This window comes from Mycobacterium xenopi (genome assembly GCF_009936235.1).
In the GTDB taxonomy this organism is placed as follows: Bacteria; Actinomycetota; Actinomycetes; order Mycobacteriales; family Mycobacteriaceae; genus Mycobacterium; species Mycobacterium xenopi.
This window is the reverse complement of the sequence record NZ_AP022314.1, coordinates 4,769,158-4,785,371: the sequence shown is the minus strand read 5'-3', so window position 1 is coordinate 4,785,371 and position 16,214 is coordinate 4,769,158. Positions and strand designations below refer to the sequence as shown.

Below are 16,214 nucleotides of genomic sequence, written 5' to 3'. Positions count from 1 at the left end.
TCCGGTGGTGGTTGAGTTATCTGTCGAGCTACGCGGGGCGCCGCAGACCATGCTGGCCGCGCTCTACGCCAAGGCGCTCGACGCCGACGTGCCGGAGCCGATCCTGGGTGATCGGTACGCGAGAGACATCGCCGAGCTGCCCCGGCAGCTGTTCTCGGCCGGGGACCGCTACCACGGTCAGAGTCGACTGCATTGGGGGATCAACGGCCCCGACGAGATGCTCGCGGCGGTGCCCAACACACGACTGTTGGCATGGGTGCGGTGGTATGAATCGGCCACATTCGCCCGGCTACCGCGCCGACACAGGTGTTGGGCAGGGCCATGTCGCTGGTGCCGGCCTTGGCCAACATGGCGCAATACCACCGCTACGCATTCTGAATCCACGGACAGCTGGGAATGTCCGTCGCCGCGCGGCGTTACACCTGCTATCCACCGTGAGGAGATGCCACCATGAGCGACCGGATTGTCTTGGAACCAAGCACCGAGCACCCGATCACGATCGAGCCGACCAAAGGCCGGGTGCGGGTTCGCGTCAACGGCGAGCTCGTCGCCGACACCCACGCGGCACTAACGCTGCAGGAAGCGACTTTGCCTGCCGTGCAATACATTCCGATAGGCGACGTCGTCAGCGATGTGCTGACTCGCAGCGACACCAAGACCTACTGCCCATTTAAGGGCGAGGCCAGCTACTACAGCGTGACCACCGCGGCCGGTGACACCGTCGACGACGCGATCTGGACCTATGCGGAGCCGTACCCCGCTGTGGCAGCGATCGCCGGCCACGTCGCCTTCTACCCCGACAAGGCCGAAATCACCGTGGAACCCGACTAGGTGGTGGCCGCCACCCGGGTATCGGAGTACTCGCGCAGCGACACGATCTGACCGTCGCGGGTATCGAAGATGAAGACATACGGGCTGTCGTAGCGCGTTCCAGCGGCGGTGACACCATCGCCGTGCGCCTCGATCACCACACTGTCACCGTCGGCGATGTAGCGGACCAAATCCAAGGTCAGCTCGAGGTCTTGCTTGCGCCGCTCGATTTGCCGGCGCAACGAAGCCTTGTCGGCCGATTCCCGAGTAGCGACGTTCCAGTAGGTGAAGTCATCGCTGAGCAGCGCGAAACACTCGTCGATGTCTCCGCCCTGCAGGCACTGCAGGAACATCCACGCCAGTTCAGCCTGGGGATTATCGAACGGCGTGATCACACCGCCATCCTGTCTCGCAGTACACCGGCGGTCAATCACGGGTAAACCGGTACGAACCTATGATCTGTGGGATCCGGCAGTCGCGGCGTTGGAGTGATTAGGTGCAGGTGAAGCGGGCTTGTCGCACCGTGACGTTCCCGGGCGTGGTCAGCCCGGACATCACGCTGGCCCCCCTGCGGCGCGGCCCCCGCGACCCGTGTTTTCAAGTCAGTGGCGGGGCGATCTGGCGGACCAGCCTGTTGCCCACCGGACCTGTGACGGCGCGGATTAGCCGCGCGGCACCCAATGCCGTGGAGGGCGTCGCCTGGGGCAGCGGGGCCGAGGAGTTCCTCGACGCGTTGCCGGCGATGCTGGGCGCCGACGACGACGCCTCGGATTTCCTGCCCCAAGATGCCACCGTCGCCGCCGCGCATCGACGGCTGCCACACCTGCGGCTGGGCCGTACCGGGCGGGTGCTGGAAGCGCTGATTCCGGCGATTCTCGAGCAGAGGGTTCCGGGGGCCGACGCCTTCCGATCCTGGCGGGTGCTGGTCACCAAATTCGGCACGCCCGCGCCCGGTCCAGCGCCGGCCGCGATGCGGGTGCCGCCGTCGGCCGAGGTATGGCGAGCGGTCCCGTCGTGGGAATTTCATCGCGCAAACGTCGACCCGCGGCGCGCGCGCACCGTCGTCACCTGCGCACAGCGGGCGTCATCGCTGGAACGGCTGGTGGCATTGCCGGCGGAACGGGCGCGGCAGGCGCTGGCCTCGTTGCCCGGAGTGGGCGTGTGGACCGCAGCCGAGACCGCGCAACGAGCATTCGGTGACGCCGACGCGTTGTCGGTGGGCGACTATCACATCCCCAAGATGATCGGGTGGACGCTGCTGGGCAGGCCGGTCGTCGACGCGGTCATGGTTGAGCTACTAGAGCCGATGCGGCCGCACCGCCACCGGGTGGTCCGGCTACTCGAAGCCAGCGGATTGGCCTGCGAACCGCGCCGCGGACCGCGGTTGCCGGTCCAAAACCTGCGCGGTTTGTAGGGGCCAGCCCGCCGAGCAGACGCGTAAGCTCCCATTTCGCACCGGAATTGGGGGCGTAGGCGTCTGCTCGCCAAGGAGATGCTTACCGGCCGTGGTCAGCGGGTACTCGTGATCGGACCATGTGTCTTTCAGGTGAGGGAGTAATCGCGATGACACAGTTCACAATTCCAGGCTTGTCCGACAAGCAGGCAGCGCGGCTGGTGGAGCTGCTGCAGAAACAGCTGAGCACTTACAACGACCTGCATCTGACGCTCAAGCACATCCACTGGAACGTAGTCGGACCCAATTTCATTGGTGTGCACGAAATGATCGACCCACAAGTAGAAGCGGTGCGTGGCTACGCCGACGTGCTGGCCGAGAGGATTGCCGCGCTTGGGGCCTCTCCGCAAGGCACCCCTGGTGCGATCGTCAAAGATCGCACGTGGGACGACTATTCGGTGGGCCGCGACACCGTGCAAGCACATCTAGCCGCGCTGGACCTGGTTTACACCGGTGTCATCGAAGATGTCCGAAAGGGTATCGACGAGACCGAGGAGCTCGACCGAGTCACCCAGGACATCCTGATCGACCAGGCCGCCGAGCTCGAGAAGTTCCAGTGGTTTGTGCGCGCTCACTTGGAGAACGCGGGCGGGAAGCTGGCCCACGAAGGATCCGCGACCGAACGTGACGCCGCGAGCACGGCGCGGCGGAAGAGTCCGAAATCGGCCTAGCCATCGTCAGGGGTTCGCTGGAGCCCGAGGCGACAGTGTGATCTGTGGCACAATTTAGGCGTGCCGCGAACCGGGAGTCGGGGACCGGGTCGCCCCCGGCAGCGAAGGCTGCCGAAACGCGAAGACGCATTTTGCATGCTGCTCGTGAAGTATTCAGCGAACGCGGTTACGAAGCGGCGACGTTTCAGGCGATCGCGGTCCGAGCCGACCTGACGCGGCCCGCAATCAACCACTATTTCGCCAACAAGCGTGTGCTGTATCTGGAGGTGCTGGAGCAGACGAGCGACCTCCTCGCCGCCAGCATCAGGCGGGCGGAGCGCGAGACGACGTTGCCCAGACGGCTGTCGACGTTCATCGCGGCCACGACCGACACCGATGCCCAGGACCGGTCGGCTGCGGCGTTTCTGATCACCTCGGTGCTGGAGTCGCGGCGCCATCCGGAGCTGCGCGCGGTCGAGACCGACTTGTTGCGCAGTACGCGCGCATTCCTTAACCGCGTGCTCGATGATGCGATCCGCCGCGGCGAGGTGGCCACCGAGGCCGACAGCGCGTCGCTGACCGAGATGCTGGTGGCGCTGCTATGCGGCGTGGTTTTCTATGCCGGCTACGTCGGCCAAGGAGAGGAATTGGATGCGGTCACACGCCAGCTCGAGCGGTTGATGGATGGCAGGCTCTGGCAGGTGGAGAGTTAGTGAGCGGACAGCAGTCCTGCGCAGTGATGTAGCGCACACAAGCACATAGTTTGCCTAAGTTATTCGGTAGCATGGCTACGGCATGACTGACCTGGATGAGGTGCGCTCGGTACGGACCGACGGCGACAGCTGGAGCATCACCGAAAGTGTCGGCGCCACCGCGCTCAGTGTCGCCGCCGCGCGCGCTGTCGAGACCGCGTCTGCTGAACCGCTGATTCGCGACGAGTTCGCTTCCGTCCTGGTCGCGTCAGCCGGGCGGCGTGGGCCCGGCTGGCCAGCCCCGATCTGGAGTGGATCAGCGACGACGAGCATGGTCGGCGCGCCCACCGGGTGACCTGCGACTACCAGGCTGTGCGCACCCACTATTTCGACGAGTATTTCCGCGCAGCGGTGGCGAGCGGCATCCGCCAGGCGGTGATCTTGGCGGCCGGGCTCGACTCGCGAGCCTATCGCCTGGACTGGCCGGCCGGCACGACCGTCTATGAGATCGACCAACCCAAGGTGCTGGAGTACAAGTCCAGCACACTGCAGAGGCATGGCGCCGTTCCCAAGGCGAACCGGCGAGCGGTCGCGGTGGATCTACGTGAGGACTGGCCCGCGGCGCTGATCGCCGCCGGATTCAATCCCACCGAGCCGACGGCGTGGCTGGCCGAAGGCCTGCTGCCCTATCTGCCTCCGGACGCACAGGACCGGTTGTTCGAGAATGTCACCGACCTCAGCGCGCTCGACAGCCAACTGGCGGTCGAAGCGTTCTCCCTGACCGCGCCCACCAGCGAACGACGCCGTGCGGCGCGGCGGGCGCGGTGGGCCCGGGTGCGGGAACGGCTGGGCTTGGACATCAACTTTGAAACGCTGACGTACAACGACAGCCGCCGCGCCGATGCCGTGCGGTGGTTGACCGAGCACGGCTGGCAGGTTCACGCGGTAAGCAACGCCGACGAAATGGCTCGTCTGGGTCGGCCGATACCGGACGACCTGGCTGAGGAAACCGTGAGCAGCACACTGTTGCGCGCACGTCGCGTCACCGCCGATTGACTGGTCAGACCCGTTCGCGAAGGGGCACGATGCGCACCGACGATGACACCTGGGACATCACCACCAGCGTGGGCTCGACCGCGGTGATGGTGGCTGCCGCCCGCGCTACAGAAACCGACCGCCCGGATTCGCTGATCAACGACCCCTACGCCAGGCTGCTGGTCACCAATGCCGGCACCGGCATCTGGGAAGCCATGCTCGACGAGTCGATAGTGGCCAAGCTGGAGGCCGCCGACCCCGAGACTGCCGCGATCGTCCACCACATGCGTAGCTACCAGGCGGTGCGCACCCACTTCTTCGACGCCTACTTCAGCGAGGCCGTCGGCAAACGCATCCGGCAGGTGGTGATTTTGGCTTCCGGCCTGGATTCGCGCGCCTACCGATTAGATTGGCCGCCCGGCACCGTGGTCTACGAGATCGACCAGCCCAAGGTGCTGGCCTACAAGTCGGCGACGCTGGCTGCACATGGCGTGACCCCGTCGGCCGACCGCCGGGAGGTGCCCATCGACCTGCGGCAGGACTGGCCGGCCGCGCTGCGCGAGGCGGGTTTCGACCCCGCGGCGCCGACGGCGTGGCTGGCCGAAGGCCTGCTGATGTATTTGCCGGCCACCGCGCAGGACCGCCTGTTCGAGCAAATCACCGAGCTCAGTGCGCCGGGCAGCCGGATCGCGGTCGAAACCGCCGCACGCCACGCCGACCAGCGCAGCGAAGAGATGCGAGAGCGGTTCAAGCGCGTCGCCGACGAGCTCGGCTTCGAGCAAAGTGTCGACGTGCAGGACCTGGTCTACAACGACGAGGACCGCGCCGTCGTAGTGGATTGGCTCAACGGGCACGGCTGGCGGGCCAGCGCGCAACACTCACACGACGAGATGCGCCGGTTGGGTCGCTGGGTCGACGGTGTGCCGATGAGCGACGACAAGGATGCGTTCGCCGATTTCGTGACGGCCGAGCGCACCTAGTCGGGCAGCGGCCTGGCCGAGCGCGTCTGTTACCCAACCCAGTGGTTGATTAGGATTGGGTTTTCGCCGGTCAGGAAGGAGACCGCATGCCCACCCATGCCGCCGCCGACACCACCGCTGCCGACACCGCCGCGCCGGTCGCCGCCGAGATTCAGAAGACGGTTGACCGCTTGCGAAAGACCTTCGCCACTGGGCGAACTCGCGGTCTTCAATGGCGGCGCACCCAGTTGCGTGCCCTCGAGAAGATGATGGCCGAGAACGAGGCCAAGATTGCCGAGGCGCTGCAAGCCGATTTGTGCCGCAAACCATTCGAGGCCTGGCTGGCCGACACCGCGACCACCGCCGCCGAGGCCCGCTACGCGGCCAAGCATGTCAAGAAATGGATGCGCCGCAGATACCACCTGCTTGAGCTGGCGCAACTGCCGGGTCGCGGCTGGGTGGAATACGAGCCCTACGGCACGGTGCTGATCATCGGCGCCTGGAACTACCCGTTCTATTTGACGCTCGGCCCGGCGGTGGGCGCGATCGCCGCGGGAAACGCCGTGGTGCTCAAGCCTTCTGAGATCGCGGCGGCGTCGTCACGGCTGATGGCCGAGTTGGTGCCGCAGTACCTCGACCCCGACGCGATCGCGGTGATCGAAGGCGACGCGGCGGTCAGCCAGCAACTGCTCGCGCAAGGGTTCGACCGGGTGCTGTTCACCGGCGGCACCGAGATCGGCCGCAAGGTATATGAGGCGGCGGCGCCACATCTGACGCCGGTGACGCTGGAGCTGGGCGGCAAGAGCCCGGTGATCGTCGCCGCCGATGCCGACGTGGACGTCGCGGCCAAGCGGATCGCCTGGATCAAACTGCTCAACGCGGGCCAAACCTGCGTCGCACCCGATTATGTGTTGGCCGAGGCGAAAATCCGCGACGAGCTCGTCACCAAGATTGGTGAAGCCGTCACCGCGTTCGCGGCCGACGAGCCGGCCGGAATGCGCATCGTCAACCAACGCCAATTCGACCGGCTCACCGGGTATCTGTCCAACACCAAGGGCACGGTAGCGGTGGGAGGTACGTTCGACGCTGCGGATCTACGCATCCAGCCGACGGTGGTGGTCGACCCGGACCCCGCAGAACCGCTGATGACCAACGAGATCTTCGGTCCGATCCTGCCGGTGATCACCGTCGAATCCCTCGATGACGCAATACGTTTTGTCAACTCGCGGCCCAAGCCGCTGTCGGCGTATCTGTTCACCAAGACCCGCGCCGTGCGCGAGCGGGTCATCAAGGAGGTGCCCGCGGGGGGTATGCTCGTCAACCACCTCGCGTTCCAGGTGTCGACGGCTAAGCTGCCGTTCGGTGGGGTCGGCGCGTCGGGAATGGGCGCATACCACGGCCGCTGGGGCTTCGAGGAATTCAGCCACCGCAAGTCGGTGCTCACCAAGCCCACCCGACCCGACTTATCGAGCTTCATCTACCCGCCGTATACAGAGAAGGCGTGGAAGTTGGCGCGCAGGCTGTTCTGACGGCGCGTAATCACACCGAGAAAGGAAGCTCATGCCGGGAGTGCAGGATCGTGTCATCGTCGTTACCGGAGCCGGTGGGGGGCTGGGCCGCGAATACGCCCTGACCCTTGCGCGCGAAGGTGCCAGCGTCGTCGTCAACGACCTCGGTGGGGCCCGCGACGGCACGGGCGCCGGACATTCGATGGCCGACCAGGTCGTGGCAGAAATCAAAGATGCCGGCGGACGCGCGGTCGCCAACTACGACAGCGTCGCTGAGCCCGACGGTGCGGCCAACATCATCAAGACCGCGCTCGACGAGTTCGGGGCTGTGCACGGCGTGGTGAGCAACGCCGGGATTCTGCGGGACGGCACCTTCCACAAGATGTCGTTCGAGAATTGGGACGCCGTGCTCAAGGTGCACCTCTACGGCGGCTACAACGTTCTGCGGGCGGCCTGGCCGCACTTCCGCGAGCAGAGCTACGGCCGGGTGGTCGTTGCCACCTCGACCAGCGGGCTGTTCGGCAACTTCGGGCAGACCAACTACGGGGCGGCCAAGCTCGGCCTGGTCGGCCTGATCAACACCCTGGCGCTCGAAGGCGCCAAATACAACATCCACGCCAACGCGATTGCGCCCGTCGCGGCCACCAGGATGACGCAGGACATCCTGCCGCCCGAGGTGTTGGAGAAACTCAAGCCCGAGTTCGTTGCTCCGGTGGTGGCGTACCTGTGCACCGAGGAGTCCAGCGACAACGGATCGGTATTCGTTGTCGGTGGTGGCAAGGTGCAGCGGGTGGCATTGTTCGAGAACGAGGGCGTCAACTTCGACAATCCGCCGTCGGTCGACGAAGTCGCTGCGAAATGGGCGCAGATCACCGACCTCTCGGGTGCGAAGCAGGCCAGTTTCTCGATTCGGTAATTCGTGAAAGCCTGTGTAGTTCAAGAACTTACAGGCCTGCCGGGCGTAGTTTACGTGGTGGTCATCGATGCGCACGCCGCCGGGTGTGCTTTCCGGACCTGCTGCTAAGCAAGGGCGAGTACCAACTCAAGCTGCCGCCACCGTTCATCGCCGGCATGGAGACCGCCGAGGTGGTGCGCTCGGCGCCGCCGGAGTCGGCCCGGGGCGTACGAGGCGGAGCGCCGGCACGTGGGCGCCCCCTCTGATCGCGGCCCGCGGCTGGGCCGACGAGGCCGTGTCGAGCACGGCCGACTGCTGGCTAATGGTCGTGCTGACACGCGCGCCCGCGTGGCGATCGCCCAGGGCGAGCCGGATCAGGCCGAGCGCGACGCCCACGACGCGCTCGCGATCGCGGCCAGCATGCAAGCGTATTTGGGCATTCCCGTCCTCGAGTGTCTCGGCGCTCTGGCTGGCGAGGCCGCCAGTCACCGTGAAGCCGCCAGTCTTTTCGGCGCGGCGGCAGCGATCCGGCAACGGATGGGAGCGGTGCGCTTCAAGGTCTGGGACGTCGGCTATGAGACCTCGGTGCGGGCGCCGCGAGAATGCCTTGGGCAAGCAGGACTTTGACACCGCCTGGGCCGAGGGGGCGGCGTTGTCCACCGAGGAGGCGATCGCCTACACCCAGCGCGGCCGCGGCCAACGTAAACGCCCCACCAGCGGCTGGGCCTCGCTCACCCCCACCGAGCGCCACGTGGTAAAGCTCGTCAGCGAAGGGCTGGCCAACAACGACATCGCCACAAGGCTTTTCGTCTCACCGCGCACTGTGCAAACCCACCTCACCCACGTCTACGCCAAACTCGGAGTCACATCGCGCGTACAACTGGTCCAAGAAGCGGCACGCCACGCCTGAACGCCGCCACGGTCGGCGACGCCCTTGCCTGACCCGCAACGCGGCGAGCTTTGGCTCGTCGCCCTCGGCGCCGCCCGCGCCGGCGAACCCGGCAAGCACCGCCCCGCCGTCGTCGTCTCCGTCGATGACATCCTCACCGGCATTGGCGACGAACTCATCGTCGTGGTACCGGTGTCGAGCTCACTGACCCACAATCCATTGCGGCCACACATCTCACTCACCGAAGGCGTGGACACTAAAAGCGTCGCCGTGTGCCGCGGCATCCGCGCCGTCGTTCGCACCCGTCTACTGGAGCGCCTGGGCACCGTGGCGCCCGACACGATGGATCAAATCGAACGCGGCCTCGCATTAATTCTGGGCATCCAGATCGCCTAAGCCCACTAGTCGATCCCCTGGTGGCGCAGATTTGCGTTGCTGGGTCGTAGATACGTACCCGGGGGGCAGCGCTGCGAGATGCCATGGGAGAAAAGGACTTTGATGCCGCCTGGGCCGAGGGCGCGGCGTTGTCGACCGAGGAGGCGATCGCCTACGCACAGCGCGGCCGCGGCGAACGCAAACGGCCTGCCAGCGGCTGGGCCTCGCTCACGCCCACCGAACGCGACGTCGTAAAGCTGGTCGGCGAGGGACTCGCCAACAACGACATCGCCACACGGCTTTTCGTCTCACCGCGCACCGTGCAGTCCCACCTCACCCACGTCTACACCAAATTGGGCCTGACCTCCCGCGTGCAGCTCGCCCAGGAGGCAGCCCGCCACGGCTAAACGCCACTGCGCACACCGCTCGACGGCGAGACCCGCAGGATAGGCACCGCGACGACCACGGGACGTGTGTGTGGTCGGCGGCTGAGAAGCCCGCGGGATCAGTGGTCCGACGTTATCGGATCCCACACGCGGGAGAAGCCGAAGTCGGTGAAGTCGTTGATATTTCGGGTAGCCAACTCGTCGACACCGTGGTGGCGCAATGTCAGTGCCAGCCGGGCGTCGAAGAGGCGCCGGCGAGCAATGCCGGGCGTGGCCGCCAACACCCAGACATCGTTCATCACCGGGGCGTTCTCGATGAGCGCCCAGCGCCGGTTGCGACGGAACGTCTGGCAGACCTCGGCCGCCTCGGGGCCATCGAGCGGATGCGTCACCACCGTAGGGTTCCGCAGCAATTGATAAAGCTCCATAAGCACGAGCTCGCAGACTGCGACGTCGGTGCGACCGGCGCACCCGGCGAGGAAGGCGACGGCGGCATCGTGTTCGGGGCAATCCTGGTTTTGGGCATACAGCAGGACATTCGTATCGATCGAGAGCACGACGACTCACGCCTCGTTGGCGAGCTCGCGCCACGCGTCCGCCGACACCCGAAACGGACCGAGTCGACGCGGTGTAGGCGGCTGCCAGGTGTCGGACGCCACGTCGCGCCTCGGATAAATCTGCACCATGTGCTCAAGCCCGCGACGGATGACTTCCGCAAGCGTCATTTCGTGCTCGCGCGCGACCCGCTTGGCGTCGCGGTAGAGCTCGTCCGGCAGCTGGACCTGGGTCCGAATCATACATCGATTTTACATCTATATTTAAAACGCATCAACATCGTCGGGTGTGGTGTCACGCGTCTCCAACCCGGTGGGGCGCGTTTTCAACCGGTCGTGCGCACGAACGGTGACCAGCCCGCGAGGACTATTCGTGCCGTCGGGATCGGCTGTCGCGACCCGGACAAAGGTCGAGGTCGGCCAGCCACCACTTGGTGGCGGTCTCAGCCTCCGCTGGTCAGGTCCAAAGGTGAGAGTTCGCCGATACATAGCTGCACGCATGAAGTCGGGTGATGAGGCCGGTATTGCTGATGTTCGGGAACACGCGACCGACGCGCGCCCCGAGGTTCGACCGGCGCGCTGGGGCAAGTCCGGTGGTTGATAGCGCAATTCGCGATACGGCGCATCAGTCATCGTCGTGGTCACCGGGATGACGACGACCGATCCCGATGCGGAGCGTGTTGATGTGCCCTTCGCTCAACACGGTCGCCGTTCACTTTCGGAAGTGCTGGTTGGCTCAGGCCATCAGCGCTTCGCGTAACCGGTCCACATCGGCGTCTGTGATGGCCGCGTCGCGCAGGTAGGCGTCCAGCGAGCCGTACGTCTCGTCGATCGTTTGCCGAGCGGCGGCTAAGTATTCGGGGCGCACACCGAGAACCTCGTCGGAGAGCCGGGCCTCGGTAAACGTCACCACCTCCGGGGTCAGTTCGGTGTCCGTCCTCTGCTGGATCATGTCCATGATCCGGGCCCGCAAGTGCGGTGCCGCGTCGTTGCTGCGCAAATAGTCCGCCAGAATCTCGTCGCGGTCCAGTCCGACTGCTTCCAGCACTACCGCGATGACGAAGCCGGTGCGGTCTTTGCCCGCAAAGCAGTGCGCTAACACCGAGCGTCCGGCTGCCAGCAGCGAAACCACCTGTCGCACAGCGCGTTGTGCGCCGCCGTACGTGGGAAATCGACGGTACTCGTCGACCATGTAGCGGGTGGCGGCGTCGGCGACCGACTCGGCGCTGGGCCTGTCGGTCATCAGCCGCCGGAACGCGTGCTCGTGCGGGGGTCGCCGTCGGCGTCGCTTTGGTCGGCGGCAAGGTCAGGGATCGGCAGCAGGTGAATGGCGACGCCGTCGGGCACACGGCCGGGCCCGCGGCGCTGGACCTCGCGGCGAGAGCGGAAGTCGGCGACATCGGTTACGCCGAGTCGGCGCAGCGCCGCGCGGCCGTCGTCGTCGAGCCGGCTCAGCTCACCGGAGCGGAACAGCCGGCCGGGCCGCACACTGGCCGAAAGCGCGACGTCGCGGAAGTTGACCGCGCCAGGCAGTTCCTGGATCTCGGTGGTCACCTGGTAACCGCCGCGGCGAAAGCGCTTTTCTCACGGCCGATCTCGGCGCGGGCAATCGACCGTAAGTGGACCTCGTCCGGTCCGTCGAAGATCCGCATGGCGCGATGCCAGCCATACAGGCGGGCCAGCGGGGTGTCGTCGCTGACTCCGGCCGCGCCGTGCACCTGGATGGCCCGGTCGATCACATCGCAAGCCACCTGCGGAGCCACCGCCTTGATCTGCGAGACCAGCAGGTGGGCTGCCTTGTTGCCGTGCTGGTCGATGGTCCACGCGGCCTTTTCGCACAGCAGTCTAGCCTGGTCGATCTCGTTGCGGGACTTAGCAATTGACTGCTGCACCACGCCCTGCTCGGCCAGCGTCTTGCCGAAAGCCACCCGGCTGCGGGCCCGGTCGACCATCAGCGCCAGCGCGCGTTCGGCCGCACCTAGCGCACGCATGCAATGGTGGATGCGCCCCGGCCCTAGCCGCGCCTGCGCGATCGCGAAGCCGGCGCCCTCCTCGCCCAGCAGATTCGTCGCCGGCACCCGCACGTTGTCGTAGATCACCTCGCAGTGGCCGTGCTGGTCCTGCCAGCCGAACACCGGTGTGGAGCGCACCACCGTCACACCAGGGGTATCCATCGGCACTAGAATCATCGACTGCTGCTGATGGGCCGCGGCGTCTGGGTTGGTGCGGCCCATCACGATGAGGATCTTGCAGCGTGGGTCGGCGGCTCCCGACGTCCACCATTTGCGGCCGTTGATGACGTAGTGGTCGCCGTCGCGCGCGATCGCCGTTTCGATATTGCGGGCGTCGCTGCTGGCCACCGCCGGTTCGGTCATCGAGAACGCGCTGCGGATCTCGCCGTCGAGCAGCGGTTGCAGCCACTGCCGGCGCTGGTCCTCGGTGGCGAACAGGTGCAGGATCTCCATGTTGCCGGTATCCGGCGCGGCGCAGTTGAGCGCCTCGGGGGCGATTTCCGGGCTCCAGCCCGTCAGCTCGGCCAGCGGCGCATAGTCGACGTTGCTCAGCCCGGACTCGGCGGGCAGGAACAGGTTCCAGAGCCCACGCTCCTTGGCCTTGTGCTTGAGATCCTCGACGATCGGCGGCACCGTGTGGTCATGCGGGCCGGCGTCGTGGCGGTATCGGTCGTACTCCGCCTCGGCGGGAAATACATACTCGGTCATGAAGTCGGACAGCCGCTTGTGGTAGTCACTGGCCTTGGCCGACATCGCAAAATCCATGCCCGTCACGATAGGCCACCGCGTCGGCGCCCGTGACTTCGCGGAGCCGTCGCGCCAACGGGTTAGGGTAGCGAGGCAATCCGACGGCGCAGGAAAGTAGATGTACGTGCGATGACAGATACGCAGACGACGGTTGGGGTGGTCGCCGAGTCGGGCGACGACGAGCGGCGGGTAGCACTGGTTCCCAAGGCGGTCGTGCCGCTGACGAAAAGCGGTGTCGCGGTCGTCGTCGAATCCGGTGCCGGCCAGCGGGCGCTGCTGCCCGACGAACTCTATACCGCCGCCGGCGCCAGCATTGGTGACGCGTGGGCCGCCGACATCGTCGTCAAGGTTGCGCCGCCGACGCCCGAGGAAGTTCGGCGGCTGCACCGCGGGCAGACCCTGATCGGCTTTCTTGCACCGCGCAACCCCGACAACCAGGTCGAGGCGCTTCGGGCCGCCGGGGTTCAGGCCTTCGCGCTGGAGGCAATCCCGCGGATCTCGCGGGCGCAGTCGATGGACGCGCTGTCCTCCCAAGCCAACGTCGCCGGATACAAGGCGGTGCTGCTGGCCGCATGGGAGTCGACCCGGTTCTTTCCGATGCTGACCACGGCGGCGGGCACGGTAAAGCCGGCCACGGTGCTGGTGCTCGGCGTCGGGGTGGCCGGCCTGCAGGCGCTGGCCACGGCCAAGCGACTCGGCGCGCGCACCACCGGCTATGACGTGCGGCCTGAAGTGGCCGACCAGGTGCGCTCCGTGGGGGCGCAGTGGCTCGACCTGGGTATCGACGCGGTCGGGGAGGGCGGCTACGCGCGTGAGCTCAGCGAGGAGGAGCGCGAGCAGCAGCAGAAAGCGTTGGAGCAGGCGATCAGCGGGTTCGACGTGGTGATCACCACCGCTCTGGTGCCGGGCCGGCCGGCACCGCGGCTGGTGACTGCGGCGGCGGTAGAAGGGATGAAGCCGGGCAGCGTCGTGGTGGACCTCGCCGGTGAGGCGGGCGGAAACTGTGAATTGACCGAGCCCGGGTGCACCGTCGTCAAGCACGATGTCACCATCGCCGCGCCGCTGAACCTGCCCGCCACCATGCCAGAGCACGCCAGCGAGCTCTACAGCAAAAACATCACAGCGCTGCTAGACCTGTTGATCAAGGACGGCAAGCTGGCGCCCGACTTCGACGACGAGGTGGTGGCGGCGGCATGCGTCACCCGAACAGCAGGAGAGGGCAGCTAGATGTACGACGAACTCCTGGCCAACGTGGCGATCCTGGTGCTCGCCGGGTTCGTCGGCTTCGCGGTAATTTCCAAGGTGCCCAACACGCTGCACACTCCGCTGATGTCGGGGACCAACGCCATCCACGGCATCGTCGTGCTGGGCGCGCTGGTGTTGCTGGGGCGGATCGAGCACCCGTCGCTCGCCTTACAGATCATCCTGTTCGTGGCGCTGGTGTTCGGCACGCTGAACGTGATCGGTGGGTTCATCGTCACCGACCGGATGCTGGGCATGTTCAAAGGAAAGAAGCCCACTCCCGTTAAAGCCGAGACGGACGGGCAAGGTCGATGAACTACCTGGTCACGATCCTCTACATCATCTCGTTTGCGCTGTTCATCTACGGGCTGATGGGCTTGACCGGGCCCAAGACCGCGGTGCGCGGTAATCTGATCGCCGCGGTGGGCATGGCCATCGCCGTGGGGGCCACGCTGATCATGATCCGGCACACCCAGCAGTGGCCGCTGATCATCGCCGGGCTGGTGCTTGGCGTCGTGCTCGGGGTTCCCCCGGCACGGCTGACCAAGATGACCGCCATGCCGCAGCTGGTGGCCTTCTTCAACGGTGTCGGTGGCGGCACCGTCGCACTGATCTCGTTGTCGGAATTCATCGAGACCACAGGCTTTTCCGCTTTCCGGTACGGCGAGTCGCCGACGGTGCACATCGTGGTGGCCTCGCTGTTCGCCGCGATCATCGGGTCGATCTCGTTCTGGGGTTCGATCATCGCTTTCGGCAAGCTGCAGGAGGTCATCCCTGGTCGGCCGATCGGCATCGGCAAGGCGCAACAGCCGCTGAACGTGCTGCTCCTGGTGGGCGCCGTGGTCTGCGCCGTGGTCATCGGTCTGGGCGCGCACCCCGGCAGCGGCGGGGTGCCGCTGTGGTGGATGATCGGACTGCTGGCCGCCGCGGGCGTCCTGGGTCTGATGGTGGTGCTGCCTATCGGCGGCGCAGATATGCCCGTGGTCATCTCCATGCTCAACGCGATGACCGGGCTGTCCGCCGCCGCTGCCGGATTGGCGCTGAACAACACCGCGATGATCGTGGCCGGCATGATCGTCGGCGCGTCCGGTTCGATCCTGACCAACCTGATGGCCAAGGCGATGAACCGCTCCATCCCGGCGATCGTGGCGGGTGGCTTCGGGGGTGGTGGCGTGGCTGTTGGCGGCGCCGCTGGCGGCGACAAGCACGTCAAAGCCACCTCGGCCGCCGACGCCGCGATCCAGATGGCCTACGCCAACCAGGTGATCGTGGTGCCCGGCTACGGCATGGCCGTCGCGCAGGCACAGCACGCGGTCAAGGACATGGCCACCTTGCTGGAATCTCGCGGTGTCCCAGTGAAATACGCGATACACCCGGTCGCCGGCCGGATGCCAGGGCATATGAACGTGCTGCTGGCCGAAGCCGAAGTCGACTACGACGCGATGAAGGACATGGACGACATCAACGACGAGTTCGCCCGCACCGATGTCACGCTCGTGATCGGCGCCAACGACGTCACCAACCCGGCCGCGCGCAACGAGCCGAACTCGCCCATCTACGGCATGCCGATTCTCAACGTGGACAAGTCGAAATCGGTGATTGTGCTCAAGCGGTCGATGAATTCCGGATTCGCGGGCATCGACAACCCGCTGTTCTACGCCGACGGCACCACCATGTTGTTCGGCGACGCGAAGAAGTCGGTGACCGAGGTGACCGAGGAGCTGAAGGCCCTGTGACGAGAGGACCCAAAAAGACCCCAAAACCTGCGATTTTAGGGCGCCTTTTGCGTTTGGTCGCGCGGGCTTAGACCGGTGGATATGCCGGGGGTGGGTAGCCCTGGCCGTCGGTGACGCCGCGCAAGCCCCAGGTGAAGTACTTGAAGAAGAATTCCAGCTCGTCGGAAAAGTCGTAGCTCGGATCTGGATCCATGTGACCACCTCTCGACTCGACGACGTGCTAAGACGGCAGTCTAATCCCCTCCGTCAACCGCTTGAATAGACTATCCAA

The 16,214-nt window shown here is 66.0% G+C and carries 16 protein-coding genes and 7 pseudogenes; 17 read left to right on the top strand and 6 right to left on the bottom strand.

Features of this window, described 5'->3' with window-relative positions; genetic code table 11:
* Window positions 1-49 precede the first annotated feature (49 nt).
* A pseudogene (locus MYXE_RS22955) lies at window positions 50-378 on the top strand (hypothetical protein).
* Window positions 379-450: 72 nt separating this feature from the next.
* Complete coding sequence (locus MYXE_RS22950) at window positions 451-831, top strand: DUF427 domain-containing protein (RefSeq protein ID WP_003921433.1); 381 nt, start codon at window positions 451-453, stop codon at window positions 829-831.
* Here MYXE_RS22950 and MYXE_RS22945 read toward each other — a convergent pair.
* Window positions 828-1,202, bottom strand: coding sequence for a nuclear transport factor 2 family protein (locus MYXE_RS22945; protein WP_112650240.1), 375 nt, complete (start codon window positions 1,200-1,202; stop codon window positions 828-830). The genes MYXE_RS22950 and MYXE_RS22945 overlap by 4 nt on opposite strands.
* 110 nt (window positions 1,203-1,312) lie before the next feature.
* On the opposite strand from MYXE_RS22945, the gene MYXE_RS22940 reads away from it, so the two are divergent.
* From MYXE_RS22940 to MYXE_RS22885, 12 genes and pseudogenes are all read left to right on the top strand, one after another.
* On the top strand, window positions 1,313-2,224 hold the full coding sequence (locus tag MYXE_RS22940) for a DNA-3-methyladenine glycosylase family protein (protein WP_085195440.1): 912 nt from the start codon (window positions 1,313-1,315) through the stop codon (window positions 2,222-2,224).
* Window positions 2,225-2,373: 149 nt separating this feature from the next.
* On the top strand, window positions 2,374-2,934 hold the full coding sequence (gene dps / locus MYXE_RS22935) for a DNA starvation/stationary phase protection protein Dps (protein ID WP_003921439.1): 561 nt from the start codon (window positions 2,374-2,376) through the stop codon (window positions 2,932-2,934).
* Between the two features lie 44 nt (window positions 2,935-2,978).
* A pseudogene (locus MYXE_RS25145) lies at window positions 2,979-3,143 on the top strand (TetR family transcriptional regulator); the annotation flags it as partial.
* Window positions 3,144-3,185: 42 nt separating this feature from the next.
* The gene (locus MYXE_RS22930) at window positions 3,186-3,626 is read left to right on the top strand and encodes a TetR family transcriptional regulator C-terminal domain-containing protein (protein ID WP_332102255.1); all 441 of its coding nucleotides are present in this window, start codon (window positions 3,186-3,188) and stop codon (window positions 3,624-3,626) included.
* A gap of 82 nt (window positions 3,627-3,708) precedes the next feature.
* Window positions 3,709-4,661: pseudogene (locus MYXE_RS22925) on the top strand (class I SAM-dependent methyltransferase).
* 29 nt (window positions 4,662-4,690) lie between these two features.
* Window positions 4,691-5,620 carry a class I SAM-dependent methyltransferase gene (locus MYXE_RS22920; RefSeq protein ID WP_085195412.1) on the top strand — a complete coding sequence of 310 codons (930 nt, stop codon included), beginning with the start codon at window positions 4,691-4,693 and terminating at the stop codon, window positions 5,618-5,620.
* Between the two features lie 86 nt (window positions 5,621-5,706).
* Window positions 5,707-7,128 carry an aldehyde dehydrogenase family protein gene (locus MYXE_RS22915; protein WP_085195410.1) on the top strand — a complete coding sequence of 474 codons (1,422 nt, stop codon included), beginning with the start codon at window positions 5,707-5,709 and terminating at the stop codon, window positions 7,126-7,128.
* Between the two features lie 31 nt (window positions 7,129-7,159).
* A complete protein-coding gene (locus MYXE_RS22910; protein WP_003921445.1) occupies window positions 7,160-8,023 on the top strand; it encodes an SDR family oxidoreductase in 864 nt (287 codons plus the stop codon).
* Between the two features lie 3 nt (window positions 8,024-8,026).
* Window positions 8,027-8,241 (top strand): annotated as a pseudogene (locus MYXE_RS22905) (NADPH:quinone oxidoreductase family protein); the annotation flags it as partial.
* 32 nt (window positions 8,242-8,273) lie between these two features.
* Window positions 8,274-8,912: pseudogene (locus MYXE_RS24810) on the top strand (helix-turn-helix transcriptional regulator); the annotation flags it as partial.
* A gap of 24 nt (window positions 8,913-8,936) precedes the next feature.
* Window positions 8,937-9,287, top strand: a complete 351-nt coding sequence (locus tag MYXE_RS22890) for a type II toxin-antitoxin system PemK/MazF family toxin (protein WP_004571611.1) — start codon at window positions 8,937-8,939, stop codon at window positions 9,285-9,287.
* Between the two features lie 68 nt (window positions 9,288-9,355).
* Window positions 9,356-9,673 (top strand): annotated as a pseudogene (locus tag MYXE_RS22885) (response regulator transcription factor); the annotation flags it as partial.
* A 98-nt stretch (window positions 9,674-9,771) separates the two neighbouring features.
* Here MYXE_RS22885 and MYXE_RS22880 read toward each other — a convergent pair.
* The 4 genes and pseudogenes from MYXE_RS22880 to MYXE_RS22865 all read right to left on the bottom strand — a co-directional run bounded on the left by MYXE_RS22880 (window position 9,772) and on the right by MYXE_RS22865 (window position 12,971).
* Window positions 9,772-10,209: a type II toxin-antitoxin system VapC family toxin gene (locus tag MYXE_RS22880; protein WP_004571613.1), complete on the bottom strand. Its 438-nt coding sequence runs from the start codon at window positions 10,207-10,209 to the stop codon at window positions 9,772-9,774.
* 6 nt (window positions 10,210-10,215) lie between these two features.
* Entirely contained in the window at window positions 10,216-10,449 is a 234-nt protein-coding gene (locus MYXE_RS22875) for a hypothetical protein (protein WP_004571614.1), read from the bottom strand.
* 493 nt (window positions 10,450-10,942) lie between these two features.
* Window positions 10,943-11,760 (bottom strand): annotated as a pseudogene (locus tag MYXE_RS22870) (tyrosine-protein phosphatase).
* Window positions 11,757-12,971 (bottom strand): acyl-CoA dehydrogenase family protein, encoded by a 1,215-nt coding sequence (locus MYXE_RS22865; protein ID WP_004571616.1) that lies wholly within the window; start codon window positions 12,969-12,971, stop codon window positions 11,757-11,759. Before MYXE_RS22865 ends, MYXE_RS22870 begins: the two are co-directional and overlap by 4 nt.
* A 123-nt stretch (window positions 12,972-13,094) precedes the next feature.
* Here MYXE_RS22865 and MYXE_RS22860 point away from each other — a divergent pair, with 123 nt between their 5' ends.
* From MYXE_RS22860 to MYXE_RS22850, 3 genes are read left to right on the top strand one after another with little or no spacing between them, the layout of a single operon-like run.
* Complete coding sequence (locus tag MYXE_RS22860) at window positions 13,095-14,192, top strand: Re/Si-specific NAD(P)(+) transhydrogenase subunit alpha (RefSeq protein WP_039890410.1); 1,098 nt, start codon at window positions 13,095-13,097, stop codon at window positions 14,190-14,192.
* Complete coding sequence (locus MYXE_RS22855) at window positions 14,193-14,522, top strand: NAD(P) transhydrogenase subunit alpha part 2 (protein ID WP_004571618.1); 330 nt, start codon at window positions 14,193-14,195, stop codon at window positions 14,520-14,522.
* Complete coding sequence (locus MYXE_RS22850; RefSeq protein ID WP_004571619.1) at window positions 14,519-15,943, top strand: NAD(P)(+) transhydrogenase (Re/Si-specific) subunit beta; 1,425 nt, start codon at window positions 14,519-14,521, stop codon at window positions 15,941-15,943. The genes MYXE_RS22855 and MYXE_RS22850 overlap by 4 nt, the downstream gene beginning before the upstream one ends.
* Window positions 15,944-16,010: 67 nt before the next feature.
* On the opposite strand, the gene MYXE_RS22845 is transcribed toward MYXE_RS22850, so the two are convergent.
* On the bottom strand, window positions 16,011-16,136 hold the full coding sequence (locus MYXE_RS22845) for a hypothetical protein (RefSeq protein WP_004571620.1): 126 nt from the start codon (window positions 16,134-16,136) through the stop codon (window positions 16,011-16,013).
* Window positions 16,137-16,214 lie beyond the last annotated feature (78 nt).

Excerpts from the sequence above, each read along its gene's own strand:
- MYXE_RS22950 (WP_003921433.1), top strand. The coding sequence starts at position 451 with ATGAGCGACCGGATTGTCTTGGAACCAAGCACCGAGCACCCGATCACG.
- dps (WP_003921439.1), top strand. The coding sequence starts at position 2,374 with ATGACACAGTTCACAATTCCAGGCTTGTCCGACAAGCAGGCAGCGCGG.
- MYXE_RS22920 (WP_085195412.1), top strand. The coding sequence starts at position 4,691 with ATGCGCACCGACGATGACACCTGGGACATCACCACCAGCGTGGGCTCG.
- MYXE_RS22915 (WP_085195410.1), top strand. The coding sequence starts at position 5,707 with ATGCCCACCCATGCCGCCGCCGACACCACCGCTGCCGACACCGCCGCG.
- MYXE_RS22910 (WP_003921445.1), top strand. The coding sequence starts at position 7,160 with ATGCCGGGAGTGCAGGATCGTGTCATCGTCGTTACCGGAGCCGGTGGG.
- MYXE_RS22875 (WP_004571614.1), bottom strand. The coding sequence starts at position 10,449 with ATGATTCGGACCCAGGTCCAGCTGCCGGACGAGCTCTACCGCGACGCC.
- MYXE_RS22865 (WP_004571616.1), bottom strand. The coding sequence starts at position 12,971 with ATGTCGGCCAAGGCCAGTGACTACCACAAGCGGCTGTCCGACTTCATG.
- MYXE_RS22860 (WP_039890410.1), top strand. The coding sequence starts at position 13,095 with ATGACAGATACGCAGACGACGGTTGGGGTGGTCGCCGAGTCGGGCGAC.
- MYXE_RS22855 (WP_004571618.1), top strand. The coding sequence starts at position 14,193 with ATGTACGACGAACTCCTGGCCAACGTGGCGATCCTGGTGCTCGCCGGG.
- MYXE_RS22850 (WP_004571619.1), top strand. The coding sequence starts at position 14,519 with ATGAACTACCTGGTCACGATCCTCTACATCATCTCGTTTGCGCTGTTC.
- MYXE_RS22845 (WP_004571620.1), bottom strand. The coding sequence starts at position 16,136 with ATGGATCCAGATCCGAGCTACGACTTTTCCGACGAGCTGGAATTCTTC.